Below are 17,433 nucleotides of genomic sequence, written 5' to 3'. Positions count from 1 at the left end.
AGTAAAATATAAAATGGAAAAGTTTCAAACATTGACATCAACATATGTTCCACTACCCATTGAGAATGTGGACACAGATCAAATTATACCTGCCCGTTTCTTAAAAGCTACAACAAAAGAAGGCTTTGGAGACAATTTATTTGCTGACTGGCGTTATGACAAAGAAGGAAAACCTAAAGCTGACTTTGTATTGAATAACCCAACATACAGTGGTGAAATTTTAGTAGCAGGAAAAAACTTCGGTAGCGGCTCTAGTCGTGAGCATGCTGCATGGGCTATCGTGGGATATGGATTTAAAGCTGTAGTATCTAGTTTTTTTGCTGATATTTTTAAAAATAATTCATTGAATAACGGTCTATTGCCTGTTATTGTTAGCTCTGAATTTTTAGCTGAAATATTTGACAGTGTAAACAAAGATCCTAAAGCAACTCTGACAATCAATCTGGAAAAACAGACGATAACCAATAATGCTACAGGAAAATCAGAATCTTTTGAAATAAACCCTTATAAAAAAGAGTGTTTACTTAAAGGCTTAGATGATATTGATTATCTACTATCAAAAAAAGCCCTTATAGAAGAATACGAAAAAGATCAGATATTATAAATCATATTAATTTGATATGTGCCTGTTTTAAATTAAACAGGTACATTGATTCTTTTTTGCAGAATACTTAACTTACGCCTATGTTAGAAATAATGGATACCACCTTGCGTGACGGTGAACAAACTTCAGGAGTTTCGTTTTCCTCGCAAGAGAAATTAAGTATTGCCCACCTGTTGTTGGTTGATCTGGGAGTCAACCGCATTGAAATTGCATCAGCCCGTGTATCGGATGGTGAATTTAAAACAGTAAAAAAAATTACGGATTGGGCTAGAGGTGCCGGATATATCGATCAGATCGAAATTTTAGGTTTTATCGATAAAGGAGCTTCTCTACAATGGATTAAAGATGTTGGATGTAATACGGTAAACCTTTTAACTAAAGGTTCTTACAAGCATGTAACTGAGCAATTACGCAAAACACCTCAAGAACATCTGGATGATATAAAAGCCGAAGTATATTTGGCACAGGAGATGGGCTTGAATGTGAATATTTACCTTGAAGATTGGTCTAATGGTATTCTTAATTCGGAAGATTACGTATACTTTATGGTTGATAACCTAAAAGATATGCCAATCAAACGTTTTATGCTTCCGGATACTTTGGGTATACTCAATCCACATACCACTTGGAGGGCATGTCGCAGAATGACTAAACGATATCCGAAACTACATTTTGATTTTCATGCACACAATGATTACGATTTAGCAGTTGCCAATGTTATGGTAGCTGTGGAAGTTGGAGTACAAGGTGTACATGTTACGATGAATGGTTTAGGTGAGCGTGCCGGAAATGCAAGTTTATCGAGTGTTATTGCTGTTTTGCATGATCATTTGAATGTTGAAACCACAATCAAAGAAGAAAAATTAAATCGTGTAAGCCGTGTTGTTGAAACCTATTCAGGTTTAACAATATCTGCAAATCAGCCTATTGTAGGAGAGAATGTTTTTACTCAATGTGCCGGAATTCACGCAGATGGAGATAATAAAAACAATTTGTATTACAACGATTTATACCCCGAACGATTTGGCAGGGTGAGAGAATATGCCTTAGGCAAATTGTCTGGTAAAGCCAATATTCGAAAAAATATCGAAGCTTTAGGCATAGAGCTGGATGAAGCCGAAATGGCAAAGGTTACCAATCGGGTAATAGAATTGGGAGACAAGAAAGAAGTCATCACTCAGGAAGACCTACCTTATATAATCTCTGACGTTCTGAGGAACAGCGAAAAAGACAAACAAGTAAAAATAATAGCTTTTGCCTTTATATTGTCAAAAGGGGTACGTCCTTCGGCTTCTGTTCGCATCGAGATAAATGGAAAAGAATACGAAGAAACGGCACCGGGTGACGGACAATATCATGCATTCTCGAAAGCATTGTGGAAAATTTACACAAAATTAGATAAACCTAAACCCGATCTGGTAAACTACTCAGTAATTATTCCTCCAGGAGGACGCACAGATGCTTTGGTGCAAACTGTTATCTCGTGGAAATTCAATGATAAAGTATTTAAGACAAGAGGATTAGATGCTGATCAAACGGAAGCAGCTGTAAAAGCTACTGAAAAGATGTTGAATATTATTGAAGATATGTAAGGTCACAGACCTTTCTTATTACAGATACGTAGAAGAAAATAAAAACATATAAAACACATATTTCAAAAAACAATTAGGATATGAAATTAAATATTGCGGTACTACCCGGAGATGGTATTGGTCCTGAGATTATTGGACAAGCTTTAAGAGTTACTGAAGCTGTTTGCGAGAAATTCGGTCACGAATTATCATATGAATATGGTATTGTAGGAGCATGTGCCATTGATGAAGTGGGAAGCCCCTACCCTGATGCTACACACGAACTTTGTATGGAGTCTGATGCTGTTTTATTTGGTGCTATCGGAGATCCTAAATATGATAACAACCCATCGGCAAAAGTTAGACCCGAGCAAGGTTTATTGAAAATGCGCAAAGATCTGGGATTATATGCAAATCTTCGTCCTATCAATACATTCCCATCGTTAATACACAAATCGCCTCTTCGTGCAGAACTAGTTGACGGTGCTGATTTTATGTGTATACGTGAGCTAACAGGAGGTCTTTATTTTGGACGTCCTCAAGGAAGAAGCGAAGATGGAAATACGGCTTATGATACTTGTGTGTATACTCGTGAAGAAGTAGAACGCATACTTCATTTATCTTACAAATATGCACGCCAACGTCGCAAAAAAGTGACAGTTGTAGATAAAGCAAATGTGCTTTGTACTTCTCGTCTATGGAGAGAAGTAGCTCAAGAAATCGAGAAACAATATCCTGATGTTGAAACAGAATATATGTTTGTTGATAATGCTGCTATGCAGATTATTCAATGGCCAAAACGTTTTGATGTATTAGTTACAGAAAACTTATTCGGTGATATTCTTACTGACGAGTCTTCTGTTATTACAGGCTCATTAGGAATGTTGCCTTCTGCATCTATAGGTATTCATACATCAGTATTCGAACCTATCCATGGATCGTATCCACAAGCAGCAGGCAAGAATATAGCAAATCCTGTAGCCACCATATTATCGGCAGCGATGATGTTCGAGTATGCTTTTGATTTACAAAAAGAAGGAAAAATCATTCGTGATGCAGTAAATGCGTCTTTAGAAGAAGGCATTGTAACGGAAGATATTGCTTCTGGAAGTAAAGCTTATTCTACATCTGAAGTTGGAGATTGGATTGTTGATTTTGTAAAAAGATAATCCTTTAAATAAAAAGGTATAAAACTTAAAAAGTGAGTGATTTTTTGTCACTCACTTTTTTATTTCTATATTTTGGCTCAAATGCCAAATTCTGGTCAAACAAATATATTTTTCATATGAGAAATCATCATATCTTATTTATTATAGTTGGGTTATGCTGTATATTTCTTTTAAGTTGCAAAACAACGAAAGAAAAACAAAACCCTAAAGTGAAAACAGAAGGAATATCCAAAAAGAAAGGCGAAGATTTTGACAGCTTTTACTCAAAATTCATGTCTGATGCCAAATTTCAAAAATCAAGGGTAACTTTTCCTCTAAAGTGTGACATATCGGAACCTGACAGAAATCTAAAAATTATAGAAGCAAATGATTGGATTCCGATGAAAGTAGCCATTAGTCAAGTGGATCGAAGTATATATAAAGTAAAGATAACCAAGACATCGACTGTGGTTACTCATCGAATATATATAGAGAACTCGGATACTGATATACTGCTAAAATACAAGCTGATAAAAGGAAAATGGTATTTAATATACTATAAAAGTATTTTTTTATAATCAAATAATACACAATCTTCATTCTATTAGAGGTATACAAATACAAAACTCTATAAAAAATCATACCTTTGTAGCAGAATAAAAAATATATGAAAGAAAAGTCAAAAAATACACTGTTGTCAGAAATAAAAGTAACCGAGAATGCCGAGTTACTGAATTTCTTAGTGGAAAAAAATGTAAGAAAAAGTAGAAATGCGACTAAGTCTCTATTGGTTCACAAACAAATCAAGGTAAACAACAAGGTCGTATCACAACATAATCATGAATTAAAGCCGGGAGATACAGTTTCAATACATAAGCAAGACCATAAGCTTGAACAAAAGAAGCTGAAAGGACTTACTGTAATATACGAAGATAAGGATCTTCTGGTTGTAGATAAAGAATCCGGGCTATTATCTGTTTCAACAGGAAAAGAACTGTTAAAAGAAACAGCGTATAATATTATAAATGATTATGTAAAAGGGAAAAATGCAAAAGAGAAAGCTTATGTATTATTTCGCTTGGATAGAGAGACATCCGGTTTAATGGTTTTTGCCAAAAATCCTGAAATACAAGAAGACTTACAACACGAATGGATATTACATCCACCCAAACGTTCTTATCTGGGTGTAATCGAAGGACCTCTTGTTCCAGCCAGCGGAAAGATAACTTCGTGGTTAACGGAAAATAAAAATTTCGTAGTATTTGCTTCAAAAACTGACAATGGAGGTCTGGAGGCTATTACCGAATACGAAACAATCAAATCAAATAGTAGATATTCGGTTATCAGACTAACTCCTACTACTTCCCGTAAAAATCAGTTGCGAGTTCAATTGCAATTTATAGGTCATCCTATTGTAGGTGATAAAAAATACGGCTCGAAAATAAGCCCGCTACGTCGGATAGCTTTACATGCCGATGAGTTAGAGTTTACGCATCCCAGAACAAAAGAAAAAATACAATTATCATCGCCACTGCCTAAAAAAATGCAAGTAATGGTCGATGCTATTCAACCTAAAAAGAAAGAAGCTTCGGAGGAGTAAGAGTAAATGGACACATTCAAAACAGTGAAAGAAACTTCCAAAGGATTATTTACTGAGAAAAAAAGTAAATTTATATCCTTTGTGATCCCTGTTCAAACTGTAGAAGATGTAAAAATCGAAGTTGAAAAATACCGAAAAGAATATTATGATGCCCGACATGTTTGTTGGGCATACATGCTTGGTTCTGGAAGAGATGAATTTAGATCAAACGATGATGGAGAGCCTTCGGGAACAGCAGGTAAGCCTATATTAGGACAAATAAATTCGAATGAATTAACTAATATACTCATCGTTGTGATTCGTTATTTTGGAGGCGTTAAACTAGGTACCAGCGGATTAATTGTTGCCTATAAAGAGGCTGCTATTGAAGCTATAGCCAATGCCGAAATTATAGAAAAAACTGTAGATTTAGAGATCAGTTTTCAGTTCGAATATCCTTTTATGAATGATGTAATGAAAATTGTAAAAGACTTAGAACCTGCAATTTTAAATCAGCAATATGATACAGGTTGTTTCATGACATTAAAAATACGTAAGGGATTATACGACCAACTCATATCCAGATTAGAAAAAGTCGAGAGTTTACATTTCCCACAAACAGATTAATTTTACAGAACTATTTATTCTTTTGGTAAGCAAAATCATGATAGATAGTTATGTTCTTTAAATGTATTATTATATATTTTCTTTTACTTAATTAAACTTATACATATATCAGTTATGAAAATATCAATCATAGGTGGCGGTAATATGGGAGGAGCTATTGCTTCGGGATTAGCATCAGGAACTGTATTTACCCCACAAAATATTACAGTTATAGATCGTAATCAAAAAAATATCGATGCTCTTGCAAAGGCTAATATTAACGGAGTAATTAATGATTATTCATCATTATCTGAAGCTGATATAATAGTTTTAGCTGTTAAGCCTTGGTTTATTGAAGAGGTATTAGATAAACATGCAAAATCGTTTAACTCAAAGCAAATTATTATATCTATTGCAAGTGGTATTTCACTAAATCAACTTTCGGAGTGGATTATTCCGGATTCTGCTATATACAGAGTCATGCCAAATACAGCCATTGCAATAAAAGAGAGTATGAGTTTTGTTGCATCACATAATACTACAAAAGAAAAAGATGAACTAATCCTCAGAATATTTAGTGAACTAGGAAAGGCCGAGTTTATTGACGAAAAATTATTTGCTGCTGCAACCTCACTTGCTTCATGCGGAATAGCTTTTGCTTTCAGATACATACGTGCAGCTATGGAAGGTGGAATCGAAATGGGATTAAAAGCCGATCAAGCCAAAGAAACAGTTATTCAAACACTCAGAGGAGCAGCAAATTTACTGGAAGCTAACAACAGTCATCCCGAAGTTGAGATAGATAAAGTTACCACACCTGGAGGAATAACGATTAAAGGATTAAATGAAATGGAAAACTCAGGATTTACGACTGCAGTCATTAAGGGATTAAAAGCCAGCTATGTCAAGTAGAACAGGGATTGAGAAATTCTTAGAGAAACAGGGAAATATAAAACGCGATAATTGAAATAAGTGGATACATCAACTAAAGGGAAGTTATATTATTTCAATCCCGGACATGAGGGAGCAATATTAAGTTCATCGCCTTATTATACACCGCCTGCTAATATGGTAAATCTGCAAAACGATTTAGCATACTTGCCTGCTTGGTATGCAAGGTCAATTGATTTTGTATTGTTACAAGCTGAATTACCACTTAAGTTTAAGAAATACTTATCCAAAAATTTACGACCTATTGCACAAGGATTTACTGAAAATAATTTGAATAGGTCTTTAGAAGAGGTGCATTTATGGGGCATCTCTCCGCAATCTATTAACTATTTTGAGAAGCTGGGTGATAAATATCATTTAGAATTTAAACTGCCTAAATGGAAAGATGAATTAAGACAATTGTCAAGTAGAGAAACTGCCAAAGAATGCTTAACCGATCTGTGTAGTAGAATTTCAGCTATTTCACCAGATATCATTCCCTACTTTTACACAACATTGAATGAGATCGAAAGTCTCGTTCAAGAAAAACAATATCAATTTTTAGCTAAAGCCCCCTACTCTTCTTCGGGAAGAGGGTTATTATGGTTACCTATAGGTGAGTTAACACAGACTGAACGCCAGATTTTACAAGGAATTCTAAATAAACAAAAGATTGTTTCTATAGAGAAAGTTCTCAATAAGAAGCTTGATTTTGCTATGGAATTTATTTTAGAAGATAATAATATTCGCTTTGAAGGATATTCTTTATTCGAAACAAATAACAAAGGTGCATATCTAGGCAATTATATTGGTTCACAAAGAAACTTAGTAGAAAAGCTCAATAGTTTTATTGATTATACTCTTCTGGAGGAAGTAAAAAGACAGCTATCAAAGATTATCCAAGAGAAATTTGGTAAGTTTTACTCCGGCTGTATAGGTGTTGATATGATGATTTATCAAGAAAATGAAGAATATAAATTGCATCCTTGTGTAGAGATCAATGTAAGAGACAATATGGGGTTACTGGCTCTTCGGTTTAGTGAAAATTATTTGGAAACAGGTGCTGAAGGTACTTTTTTTACAGACTTTAGCTCTATTGAAGGAGAACAAGAAGTCAGGCACATTGAAATGAAAAAGAAATATCCTGTTTTATTTTCGGATGGAAGAATAAAATCAGGATATTTATCACTATGTCCTGTAAATGAAACAACTAAATACAGGGCTTATGTTTTAATCAACAATAGTTAATTACTTCTTTTTACTGCTTCGGTATTTTATAAAAACAGGAATAGAATCGAACTTAGCTACATTTCCTTGCATATCCACGACAGATGCATCTAACTGATATACACCTTCCCATATCGGAACAGTTTTTGAAGTCCCATCTATGGTAACAGTCATCAGAGAATCAATTCTAAATATCTGAGAAATTGTTATCTGGGTAGTATCGAATATCGATACACTTTGATAATTTCTATAAAAATATGCAGTAGTATCTCCCGGTGCCAGCTTAATACTATCTTTTGCGTGTCTTATTCTGAAGGTATAAGATGATAATGCAGTATCGTCTGTAAATCGTGCATTAAATATTGGAAATACTGTATCTGTTTCTCTATATACATATAAAGTATCACCTGCCACAGGTGAAAATACCTCTATGGTGGGAGGTGTGTGATCGCCATCATCGATCTTTGTGCAAGAGAAAAAGACACTCGTACCTATAAATAAGCTTATAATAAGAATAAAAGATATATTTCGAACCATTAAATTTCTGTTTGTTAGGACTACCCAAAGATAAAGATTTTCATTCATCCTGTAATCCATAAATAAAGAGAAAAAGAGAAACTATTAGCTTACTTCTCTAAGCTTGACTTTAAATCCGCAACAGCTTCTTTTATATTTTTAGCCTCTTGTAACAAAGTAATAAATTTACTACCAATGATTGCACCACTGGCATTTGCCTGAGCAGCATCTAAAGTGGCTTTGTTTGATATACCGAACCCTATCAGACGAGGGTTTCTGAGATTCATAGCATTTATTCTCTTGAAATAAGCCTGTTTCTGATCATCAAAACTTTTCTGAGCGCCTGTTGTAGCTGCGGATGATACCATATAGATAAAGCCATCCGTATGCTCGTCTATGAAACGAATTCGTTCATCAGAAGTCTCAGGAGTAATTAGCATGACTACCTTCACATTATATTTATCAGCAATCGGCTTGTATTCTTTGATGTAATCATTGAATGGCAGATCGGGAATAATAGTTCCATCAATACCAACTTCTTGACATTTCTTACAGAAATTCTCGAAACCATACTGCATAATCGGATTCAAATATCCCATCAATATAAGTGGAATAGATACCTCTTTACGTATATCTGTTAATTGTTCGAATAGCTTTGATAAAGTCATACCATTTTGTAAAGCTACAGTACCGCTGGCTTGTATAGTAGGACCGTCGGCCATCGGATCCGAAAAAGGAATACCTATTTCGATTAAGTCTATACCATTTGCTTCCAACTCTTTTATGACATCAACAGTATCATCTATGTTAGGGAAACCTGCTGTAAAATATATAGATAGTATATCCTTTTGCTTCGTTTCGAAAAGTTGTTTTATTCTATTCATTTTTCAATTGATTTATAAATTGTTCTAATAGTGTTATATTTTTCAAGCCCGGTTCTAATTCGAATTTACTATTCAGATCCAGAGCATATAGTTTAGGATGAGATATTTTCCGGATAGCTTCTACATCTTCTGCTGAAATACCTCCACTTAAAAAGAAGGGAGTATTTCCCATATATTCATCAAGAATATTCCAATCAAATTTTAAGCCAGAACCTCCATGCTGAGACGTTTTTGTATCAAAAAGAAAGTAGTCACAAACATCAACATACTGATCCATTTTAATGAAGTCTGAAGATTCAGAAACATTAAAAGCTTTAATTATAATAAGTTTCGGATACTTATTCTTTATATTCGAGCAGTACTCTAGAGACTCATTCCCATGTAACTGTACTACTGATAGTTTATACTTTTCAATCAGCCTTAAAAGTGATGAAATATCTTCATTCACGAAAACACCTACCCTACTTATTGTATTGGGTAAAATATCTAATAGCGAAGATTCCAAATCTTGAATATATCGGGGAGATTTAGTATAAAATATCAACCCCATATAATCAATCGGTAATTGAGCTAAAGCCTGAATATTTTCAGGATTTTTCATCCCGCAAACTTTAATCTTCATGATAGTTCTTGGATGAAATTAGCCAAAGCTTTCCCCGGATTATCAGTTTTCATAAAATTCTCACCCATTAAGAAGCCTCTATATCCTACTTGTCGAAGATCAATCACTGTTTGAGGTGAAGAAATACCACTTTCTGAGATTTTTACAAATTCATCAGGTATTTTATCGACTAGATCAAATGAAGCCTGTATATCTGTAACAAATGTTCCTAGATTACGATTATTTACGCCCACAACATCTACATATTCATTGATGTGTCTGAGTTCTTTTTCATTATGAACTTCAAGCAAAACATCTAAGCCCAATTCTTTTGCTTTTATGGCAAATTGCTTAGTCTCTTGAATAGTAAGCGATGACGCAATCAATAATACGGCACTGGCTCCCATTGCAGCAGCCTGATAAAACTGATATTCATCTACCATAAAATCTTTGCGAAGCAGAGGAGTTTTAGTTAAGGAACTAGCCAAAGTAAGATCAGCAAAAGTACCTCCAAAGAATTCTGTATCGGTTAGAACAGAAATGGCACTTGCACCTCCATTTGAGTACAGAGGAACTACTTCTTCTATTTTTGCATTTTCGAAAATCCAACCACGAGAAGGTGAGCGTCTTTTAAATTCGGCAATTATTCCTGTCGAAGAATTTATTAGAGATTGCTTAAATAATCCCTGCTTACGATCAACATTCGCTATTTGTTTAAGCAATTGATCTATACTAACTTCTTTCTTTTGCTGCTCTACCTCAATACGTTTATTAGCAACTATTTTATCTAAAATATTAGTCATAATCTTAATCTCATTTATTTCTTAGTTCCAACAATAGAAAAAGTCATAGGCACTTTATCTCCTAACACATCAATCTGATACTTATCTACATCAATTTTAATTGTATGATTAAAGCAATTATAGGGTGAGTAATTATACTCATCAAATGAATTGATTTCAATATTATGCTTAATCAAACTATTTAAAACCTCACTTGTACTATGATTCCAATTTACTGTAGAGTATTCAATACTTGCATTTCTATCCGCATATGAACCTTCATTAACTTCTACAATCTCTCCCGAATTAAAGTAATTATAGCCAATCTTTCTAAAATCATCATCAAACATCCAGATAAAAGGATGAAATTCAACAAAAACAAACTTGCCTTCAGACTTAAGGTATTTTGATACAATTGCCGCCCATTTATCTAAATCGGGAAGCCAACCAATAGTACCATAACTCGTAAAAACAATGTCATATTGTTTATCTAAATGATTAGGCAGATCAAAAATATTACAACAGATAAATTGGGTATCTACATTTGCTTGCTGTGCAAATTCTTTTGCTTTCTCAATCGCCTTATCCGATAAATCAATACCTGCTACCTTAGCACCCATTCGACTAAGTGAGATGCTATCCTGACCGAAATGGCATTGAAGATGTAATATTGATTTTCCTTTAATATCGCCAAGTAAACTTAATTCGATCTCCTTTAATGAGTTTTTTCCATTTATGAAAGCTTCGTTTTCATAAAAATCAGATTGTATATGTATCTCAGTCTTTAAATTCCAAGCATTCTTATTTATTTCTATATAATTACTCATCTTCTAATTCTTTTAATTTAGATTTTTCTTGCTGAATAAATGCTGTAATCATCGCTCTATAAATAGATTCTGCAATATCAGGATTGAGATTTTCTTTTTGGGCTAAACCTCTAACTTTGGTTATTACTTGCTCTACTCGTTTAGGAGCTTCAACTTCCGATTCCGTTTTCTTAAATTGTGCGGCCTTATCAACAAAGTTACTTCTTTCTGAGATCAATCGAATGAGTTCTTGATCAATACGATCAATATTTGTACGAACATCATCTAAAGATTGGCAAGTAATTACTTTCATATTGAGACGTTTTATCCGATTAACTGTTTAGCTCTAAGAATCGTTTAAAGGTCGATTTTAATCTACCACTTTCTATGGCTTCTGTAGCTTGTGCAATACATTCTTCAATAGAAAGAGTCGGGTCAATCGTTTGAATAGCTATTGCCGAATTGGCAATTACTGCATTCTTCTGTGCTTTTGTTGCTGTATTATTGATTACGTTATCAAAAATATCCGATGCGTCTTCGGGGGTTTTACCACCATCTAGATCAAGTTCCGAACATCTTTCAAATCCCAATAATTCCGGTGAATAAATACTTTCAGAATGTCTGTTTATTACTTTAAAATCGCCGGTTAAGGATATTTCATCGTAACCATCCAAACCATGTACAATTGCATAATCAACATCAGTCTGTTGATACATATAATAATACATACGAGCCATTTTAAGATTGAATACCCCTAGCACGCTTCTCTTAGGACGAATCGGATTAGCTACAGGCCCCAACATATTAAAGAAAGTACGTACTCCTAAAGCCTTACGGACAGGTGCAACTTCTTTCAACGCATTGTTGAATAAAGGAGCATGCAGATAAGCAATATTAATTTCAGCTAATGATTTCTCCAACTTACTTACATCTGCTGTAAACTTCACACCGTGCTGTTCCATCACGGTTGAAGCACCACTAACGGATGTTGCCCCGTAGTTACCATGTTTAGCGACCTTATATCCTGCCGCTGCCACTGTAAAACATGACAAGGTCGATATATTGAATGTGTTCTTATTATCTCCTCCCGTACCTACAATATCTACCGGATTGTAAGCAGCCAAAGGAGTTACATCTGCACATAGTTCGAGCAATGCATCAGTAAAACCAAGAAACTCATCTATACTGATGCTACGCATCAGATAAACACTAATAAAGGCAGCGATCTGAGAGTGGTTGTATTCACCGTTCGATATGCGAGTCAGTATATCTTTCGATTCTACACGGCTCAACTGTTGGTGATTGAATAATCTATTTAATACTTGTTTCATCGTTTTTAGGCTAATTTTTCTAATGTTTCTGTCGTTTTACTGATTTCTTCATCTGTCAGCTTGTAATTCGACATATTTCCTGTTAAATACTGATCGTAAGCTGTCATATCGATTAAACCATGTCCTGACAAACAAAATAGTATGTTTTTTTGGACACCTTCCTCTTTAGCTTTCAAAGCCTCACGTATTACGGTCGCAATAGCGTGTGTTGATTCGGGTGCAGGAATAATTCCTTCTGTATTTGCGAATAGTTTACCGGCTTCAAATGTTTCCAATTGAGGAATATCCTGAACTTCTATCAATCCGTCTTTACGTAATTGGCTGACAATAGTTCCTGCTCCATGATATCTCAATCCTCCAGCGTGTATATCAGCAGGTTGAAAATCATGACCAAGCGTGTACATCGGTAAAAGTGGTGTTAAACCGACTGAATCACCAAAGTCATACTCAAATTTACCTCTCGATAATTTAGGACATGAAGCAGGCTCAGATGCAATGATACGAATACCTTTTCCATCAAGTATTTTGTGACGTAGGAAAGGAAAAGCTATTCCCGAAAAGTTAGAACCGCCACCAAAACATCCGACAACTATATCAGGATATTCTCCTGCGATTTCCATTTGCTTTTCACTTTCCAGACCAATTACAGTTTGGTGTAATGAAACATGATTCAAAACACTACCTAAAGTATATCGGGTATCGGGATCTTTGGCCGCCATTTCTACCGCTTCCGAAATAGCAATACCTAAACTTCCCGAATTATTGGGGTCTTTAGCTAGTACACTTTTTCCTGATTCGGTTTTATTACTTGGCGAAGCTATTACATTGGCACCCCATGTTTGCATCATCATTCGTCTGTATGGCTTTTGCTCATAGCTCACCTTTACCATATATACTTCCAAATCCAGACCGAATACACTCGAGGCAAAACTTAATGCTGCTCCCCATTGTCCGGCTCCCGTTTCGGTTGTCAAACGCTTGATCCCTTGTTTCTTATTATAATATGCCTGAGGCAATGCCGAATTTAATTTATGAGATCCGATAGGGCTCACACTTTCGTTCTTGAAATAGATATGAGCCGGCGTACCTAAAGCCTTTTCCAATCCTGTCGCTCTCACTAGTGGAGTTGGTCTCCATATTTTATATAGTTCTCTTACTTCTTCCGGAATATCGATCCATCTCTCTTGAGACATTTCCTGCTCGATAAGTTCTTTGGCAAATATGGGTTCTAAATCTTCGGCATTCAGTACCTCTTTTGTAGCAGGATTCAATGGAGGTAAAGGCTTGTTTACCATATCTGCTACAATATTATACCATTGTTTTGGAATCTCATCTTCGCTTAAAAGTATCTTCTTTGACATAACAAATTGCTTATTTAAATAATATTAGATTTTAGCTTAAATTGAATGCTAGTTATTTTGATAAAAAATTCTTTACGATTATTGCTCCTTGAGGGGTTAATACAGATTCGGGATGAAACTGTACACCATGCACATCGTATTCTTTATGTTTCATAGCCATAATCTGTCCGTCATTATCTAAGGCAGTTACAATGAAACATTCGGGAAGATTTTTTGAATCTACAATCCATGAGTGATAGCGACCTACTTCTATTTCTTTATCAAGACCTTCCAAAATATAATCGTCTGCAGCGATATTGGCATTCGTTGTAATACCATGATATACATCTTCCAGATTTACCAGATTAGCACCGAATGCTTCTCCTATCGCTTGATGTCCTAAGCATACTCCCAAGATAGGTTTGGTTGAAGCATATTCCTTTATTAAAGGCAATAATAAACCTGCCTCGGATGGAATACCCGGACCGGGAGATAAGATAATTTTATCGTATTGTGCTATATCGACCAATGCTATTTTATCATTTCTTACAACATCTACATCTTTATATCCAAGTTGTTTTACTAGATGAACCAGATTATATGTAAATGAATCGTAATTGTCAAAAATTAATATTTTCATAAAATTCAATTTTTTATTGTTACAGCAAAATCAACAGCCTTTTTTAAAGCTCCGAGTTTATTTTTTACTTCCATCACTTCAGTTTCGGGAGTAGATTTTGCAACTATTCCCCCACCCGCTTGATAATAAAGTGTGTTGTTTTTGCTCAGGAATGTACGGATAGTTATTGCCTGATTAAGATCTCCATTAAAACCGATATATCCGATACAACCGCCATAAACACCTCGCATTGACTTCTCGATATCACGAATCAGTTGCATAGCTCTTACTTTGGGTGCTCCCGATAGTGTACCGGCAGGAAATGTATCGGCAAATACTTTGATACTGTCAATATCCTTATCTATAGTTCCACTCACACGAGATACAAGATGAATTACATGTGAATAAAACTGTACATTTTTATAAAAATCAACTTTTACATCATGACAATTACGACTCAAATCATTACGGGCAAGATCTACAAGCATTACGTGTTCTGCATTTTCTTTCTCGTCTTTCAATAAGTTTTCTGATAATACACGGTCTTTTTCATCATCACCTGTACGGAAGTAAGTTCCCGCAATAGGATCGATATAGGCTTTTCCTTTACTTATCTTGCAATGTGTTTCGGGAGAAGAACCAAATACCCGGAATGAACCAAAATCGAAGAAAAACAAATAAGGTGAAGGGTTTATAGAACGTAATGCTCTGTAAACATTGAACTCATCTCCTTTAAATTTCTGAGTGAAACAACGAGATAATACAATCTGAAATACATCACCACGTTTACAATGTGCAATACCTTTTTTTATCATTTCAATGTGTTCTTCGTCTGTTATATAAGAACATTCATTGCCAATGCTTTCGAAATTGTAAGTTGCAATATTATTATTCATCAATATGGCTTCTAATTCTTCTGTCCGAGACAAATTTCCTTCTACCACATTTTCTACGATAGTCAATTCATTCTTTAAATGATTGATAGCAATAATAAAACGATATAGAATATAATAAAATTCGGGAACATCCGAATTATCTAACTTGAAGTTAACAGAATCAACATCTTCGAAATGATGAATCGCATCATACGATGTATATCCGAAAAAGCCATTCATCCCTGTAGGATTCTCTCCTTTAACATCAAATTCGTGTATAAATTCCTGAAAAACAGATGTAAGCTGATCTGACTCTAGTAAAGGCTTTTCAACTATTTCGCCGGATGGGTATTGCTTGATAACCTGATTGTTTTCCACTTTAAATCGGGCAATAGGATCTACAGCTATAAACGAAAAACTATTGTCATTGGTATGGAAATCCGAACTTTCAAGTAATGCCGACTCTGTATATACATCTCTAATTTTCAGATATATGCCTACAGGAGTTTGCATATCAGCCAGAAGCTTTTTTGTTTGAGTTTGTATCTTTATTTTCATTTTTTAGATTCTTCTTTAATTCGTACATAAGTTTCCATATCCTTATCTCCACGTCCCGATAAGCAAAGTACAATTACATCATCAGCCTTGAATTTCTTTTGACCAAATACACCTAATGCATGAGCTGATTCTATAGCGGGAATAATCCCTTCGAGTTCGGTTAATTCAAATGCAGCAGCAATGGCTTCTTCATCGGTAACAGCCAATACTTCCGATCGTCCTGATCTAGATAAGTGTGCATGTAACGGACCAATTCCCGGATAGTCCAAACCGGCTGATATTGAATAAGGTTCTTCGATCTGACCATCTTCCGATTGCATTATCAACGTTTTGCTGCCATGAATAATACCTAATTTTCCAAGATGAATAGTCGCAGCCGATTCTCCAGAATTTACCCCTTTTCCTGCTGCTTCTGCCAATACAATCTTAACATCAGCATCATCTAGAAAGTGATAAGTCATGCCCGCAGCATTACTGCCACCACCAACACAGGCTATTACATAATCGGGAGTTTCCCGTCCTTCTTTTTCAAGTAATTGTTTGCGTGTTTCTTCACTGATAACCGATTGTAGACGTGCCACCATATCGGGATATGGATGTGGTCCCACTGTTGAACCAATTATATAATAAGTATCCGAAGGATTACAACACCAGTCTCTTATAGCTTCATTGGTAGCATCTTTCAGAGTCATATTACCGCTCGTTACAGGTACTACTTTTGCTCCTAACATTTCCATCTTCTGAACATTCAACTTCTGACGCTCTACATCTGTAGCACCCATATATACAATGCACTCCATATCCATTAATGCACAAACTGTGGCTGTTGCAACACCATGCTGTCCGGCTCCTGTTTCTGCAATGATACGGGTTTTACCCATTCTGCGAGCCAAAATTATCTGGCCAATAGTATTGTTTATTTTATGAGCACCTGTGTGATTAAGATCTTCACGTTTCAAGTATATTTTACATCCGTATTTTTCGGATAATCTTTTTGCTAAATAAAGAGGCGAAGGTCTGCCTACATAGTCACGCAGCAAATCATGGTATTCTTTCTGAAAAGTAGGATCATCCAGTATTTGTAAGTATGCATTCTTTAAGTTTTCTACATTATCATAGAGAATTTCAGGAATATAAGCCCCTCCAAACTCTCCATAAAATCCATTCGCATCAACATTAAATTTTCCCATTATATATTTGTTTTGTTATTTCCTATTTCACGAAAAAAAGCCTATCGTGAGGACGATAGGCTTTCATTTATTATATAATCATTTTCTACTGATTAATACGTATTGACCTGACTCACGACTTTTTAAGTTGTAAGCTCCACCACCAATATGTATTTGTCAATTGAAAATTCATTTCTTATTTCTTTATGATATTTGCAAAGTTATGAAAAAAATAGAATTAACAAATAATTTTCTTCATTTTTTCAAAAATAACTTTTTGGGTCTTT

The 17,433-nt window shown here is 35.0% G+C and carries 19 protein-coding genes; 8 read left to right on the top strand and 11 right to left on the bottom strand.

Annotated elements, in window-relative coordinates; genetic code table 11:
• The first annotated feature begins 13 nt into the window (after positions 1–13).
• From leuD to G7051_RS15825, 8 genes are all read left to right on the top strand, one after another.
• Positions 14–604, top strand: a complete 591-nt coding sequence (gene leuD, locus G7051_RS15860; protein WP_166201812.1) for a 3-isopropylmalate dehydratase small subunit — start codon at positions 14–16, stop codon at positions 602–604.
• Positions 605–684: 80 nt separating this feature from the next.
• Positions 685–2,196 carry an alpha-isopropylmalate synthase regulatory domain-containing protein gene (locus G7051_RS15855; RefSeq protein ID WP_166201810.1) on the top strand — a complete coding sequence of 504 codons (1,512 nt, stop codon included), beginning with the start codon at positions 685–687 and terminating at the stop codon, positions 2,194–2,196.
• An 80-nt stretch (positions 2,197–2,276) separates the two neighbouring features.
• A complete protein-coding gene (gene leuB, locus G7051_RS15850) occupies positions 2,277–3,344 on the top strand; it encodes a 3-isopropylmalate dehydrogenase (RefSeq protein ID WP_166201808.1) in 1,068 nt (355 codons plus the stop codon).
• 116 nt (positions 3,345–3,460) lie between these two features.
• Positions 3,461–3,901 (top strand): DUF4348 domain-containing protein, encoded by a 441-nt coding sequence (locus tag G7051_RS15845; RefSeq protein WP_166201806.1) that lies wholly within the window; start codon positions 3,461–3,463, stop codon positions 3,899–3,901.
• A gap of 89 nt (positions 3,902–3,990) precedes the next feature.
• On the top strand, positions 3,991–4,923 hold the full coding sequence (locus G7051_RS15840; RefSeq protein WP_166201804.1) for an RluA family pseudouridine synthase: 933 nt from the start codon (positions 3,991–3,993) through the stop codon (positions 4,921–4,923).
• A gap of 6 nt (positions 4,924–4,929) precedes the next feature.
• A complete protein-coding gene (locus G7051_RS15835) occupies positions 4,930–5,529 on the top strand; it encodes a YigZ family protein (protein WP_166201802.1) in 600 nt (199 codons plus the stop codon).
• A gap of 114 nt (positions 5,530–5,643) precedes the next feature.
• Entirely contained in the window at positions 5,644–6,420 is a 777-nt protein-coding gene (proC, locus tag G7051_RS15830) for a pyrroline-5-carboxylate reductase (protein ID WP_166201800.1), read from the top strand.
• Between the two features lie 156 nt (positions 6,421–6,576).
• Entirely contained in the window at positions 6,577–7,686 is a 1,110-nt protein-coding gene (locus G7051_RS15825; protein ID WP_255493259.1) for a hypothetical protein, read from the top strand.
• Here G7051_RS15825 and G7051_RS15820 read toward each other — a convergent pair whose 3' ends face one another.
• From G7051_RS15820 to trpB, 11 genes are all read right to left on the bottom strand, one after another.
• Entirely contained in the window at positions 7,687–8,202 is a 516-nt protein-coding gene (locus tag G7051_RS15820; protein WP_166117007.1) for a DUF4625 domain-containing protein, read from the bottom strand. It lies immediately after the preceding gene.
• Between the two features lie 89 nt (positions 8,203–8,291).
• On the bottom strand, positions 8,292–9,065 hold the full coding sequence (gene trpA, locus G7051_RS15815; RefSeq protein ID WP_166117005.1) for a tryptophan synthase subunit alpha: 774 nt from the start codon (positions 9,063–9,065) through the stop codon (positions 8,292–8,294).
• Complete coding sequence (locus tag G7051_RS15810; RefSeq protein ID WP_255493258.1) at positions 9,058–9,666, bottom strand: phosphoribosylanthranilate isomerase; 609 nt, start codon at positions 9,664–9,666, stop codon at positions 9,058–9,060. Before G7051_RS15810 ends, trpA begins: the two co-directional genes overlap by 8 nt.
• 17 nt (positions 9,667–9,683) lie before the next feature.
• Positions 9,684–10,469: an indole-3-glycerol phosphate synthase TrpC gene (trpC, locus tag G7051_RS15805; RefSeq protein ID WP_166201793.1), complete on the bottom strand. Its 786-nt coding sequence runs from the start codon at positions 10,467–10,469 to the stop codon at positions 9,684–9,686.
• 14 nt (positions 10,470–10,483) lie between these two features.
• Positions 10,484–11,275 carry a bifunctional 2-polyprenyl-6-hydroxyphenol methylase/3-demethylubiquinol 3-O-methyltransferase UbiG gene (locus G7051_RS15800; protein WP_166201791.1) on the bottom strand — a complete coding sequence of 264 codons (792 nt, stop codon included), beginning with the start codon at positions 11,273–11,275 and terminating at the stop codon, positions 10,484–10,486.
• On the bottom strand, positions 11,268–11,567 hold the full coding sequence (locus G7051_RS15795) for a chorismate mutase (RefSeq protein ID WP_185154996.1): 300 nt from the start codon (positions 11,565–11,567) through the stop codon (positions 11,268–11,270). The genes G7051_RS15800 and G7051_RS15795 overlap by 8 nt, the downstream gene beginning before the upstream one ends.
• A gap of 19 nt (positions 11,568–11,586) precedes the next feature.
• The gene (trpD, locus tag G7051_RS15790) at positions 11,587–12,585 is read right to left on the bottom strand and encodes an anthranilate phosphoribosyltransferase (RefSeq protein WP_166201789.1); all 999 of its coding nucleotides are present in this window, start codon (positions 12,583–12,585) and stop codon (positions 11,587–11,589) included.
• A gap of 5 nt (positions 12,586–12,590) precedes the next feature.
• Positions 12,591–13,946, bottom strand: a complete 1,356-nt coding sequence (locus tag G7051_RS15785) for a TrpB-like pyridoxal phosphate-dependent enzyme (RefSeq protein ID WP_166201787.1) — start codon at positions 13,944–13,946, stop codon at positions 12,591–12,593.
• Positions 13,947–13,998: 52 nt separating this feature from the next.
• Positions 13,999–14,565 (bottom strand): aminodeoxychorismate/anthranilate synthase component II, encoded by a 567-nt coding sequence (locus G7051_RS15780; protein ID WP_166201785.1) that lies wholly within the window; start codon positions 14,563–14,565, stop codon positions 13,999–14,001.
• Between the two features lie 5 nt (positions 14,566–14,570).
• Positions 14,571–15,977 carry an anthranilate synthase component I family protein gene (locus G7051_RS15775; RefSeq protein ID WP_166201783.1) on the bottom strand — a complete coding sequence of 469 codons (1,407 nt, stop codon included), beginning with the start codon at positions 15,975–15,977 and terminating at the stop codon, positions 14,571–14,573.
• A complete protein-coding gene (gene trpB, locus G7051_RS15770) occupies positions 15,974–17,167 on the bottom strand; it encodes a tryptophan synthase subunit beta (protein ID WP_166201781.1) in 1,194 nt (397 codons plus the stop codon). The genes G7051_RS15775 and trpB overlap by 4 nt, the downstream gene beginning before the upstream one ends.
• Positions 17,168–17,433: the final 266 nt, after the last annotated feature.

It is taken from the genome of Dysgonomonas sp. HDW5B (assembly GCF_011299335.1).
In the GTDB taxonomy this organism is placed as follows: Bacteria; Bacteroidota; Bacteroidia; order Bacteroidales; family Dysgonomonadaceae; genus Dysgonomonas_A.
The sequence above is the reverse complement of the archived record's forward strand: the minus strand, read 5'-3'. Positions and strand labels throughout refer to the sequence as shown.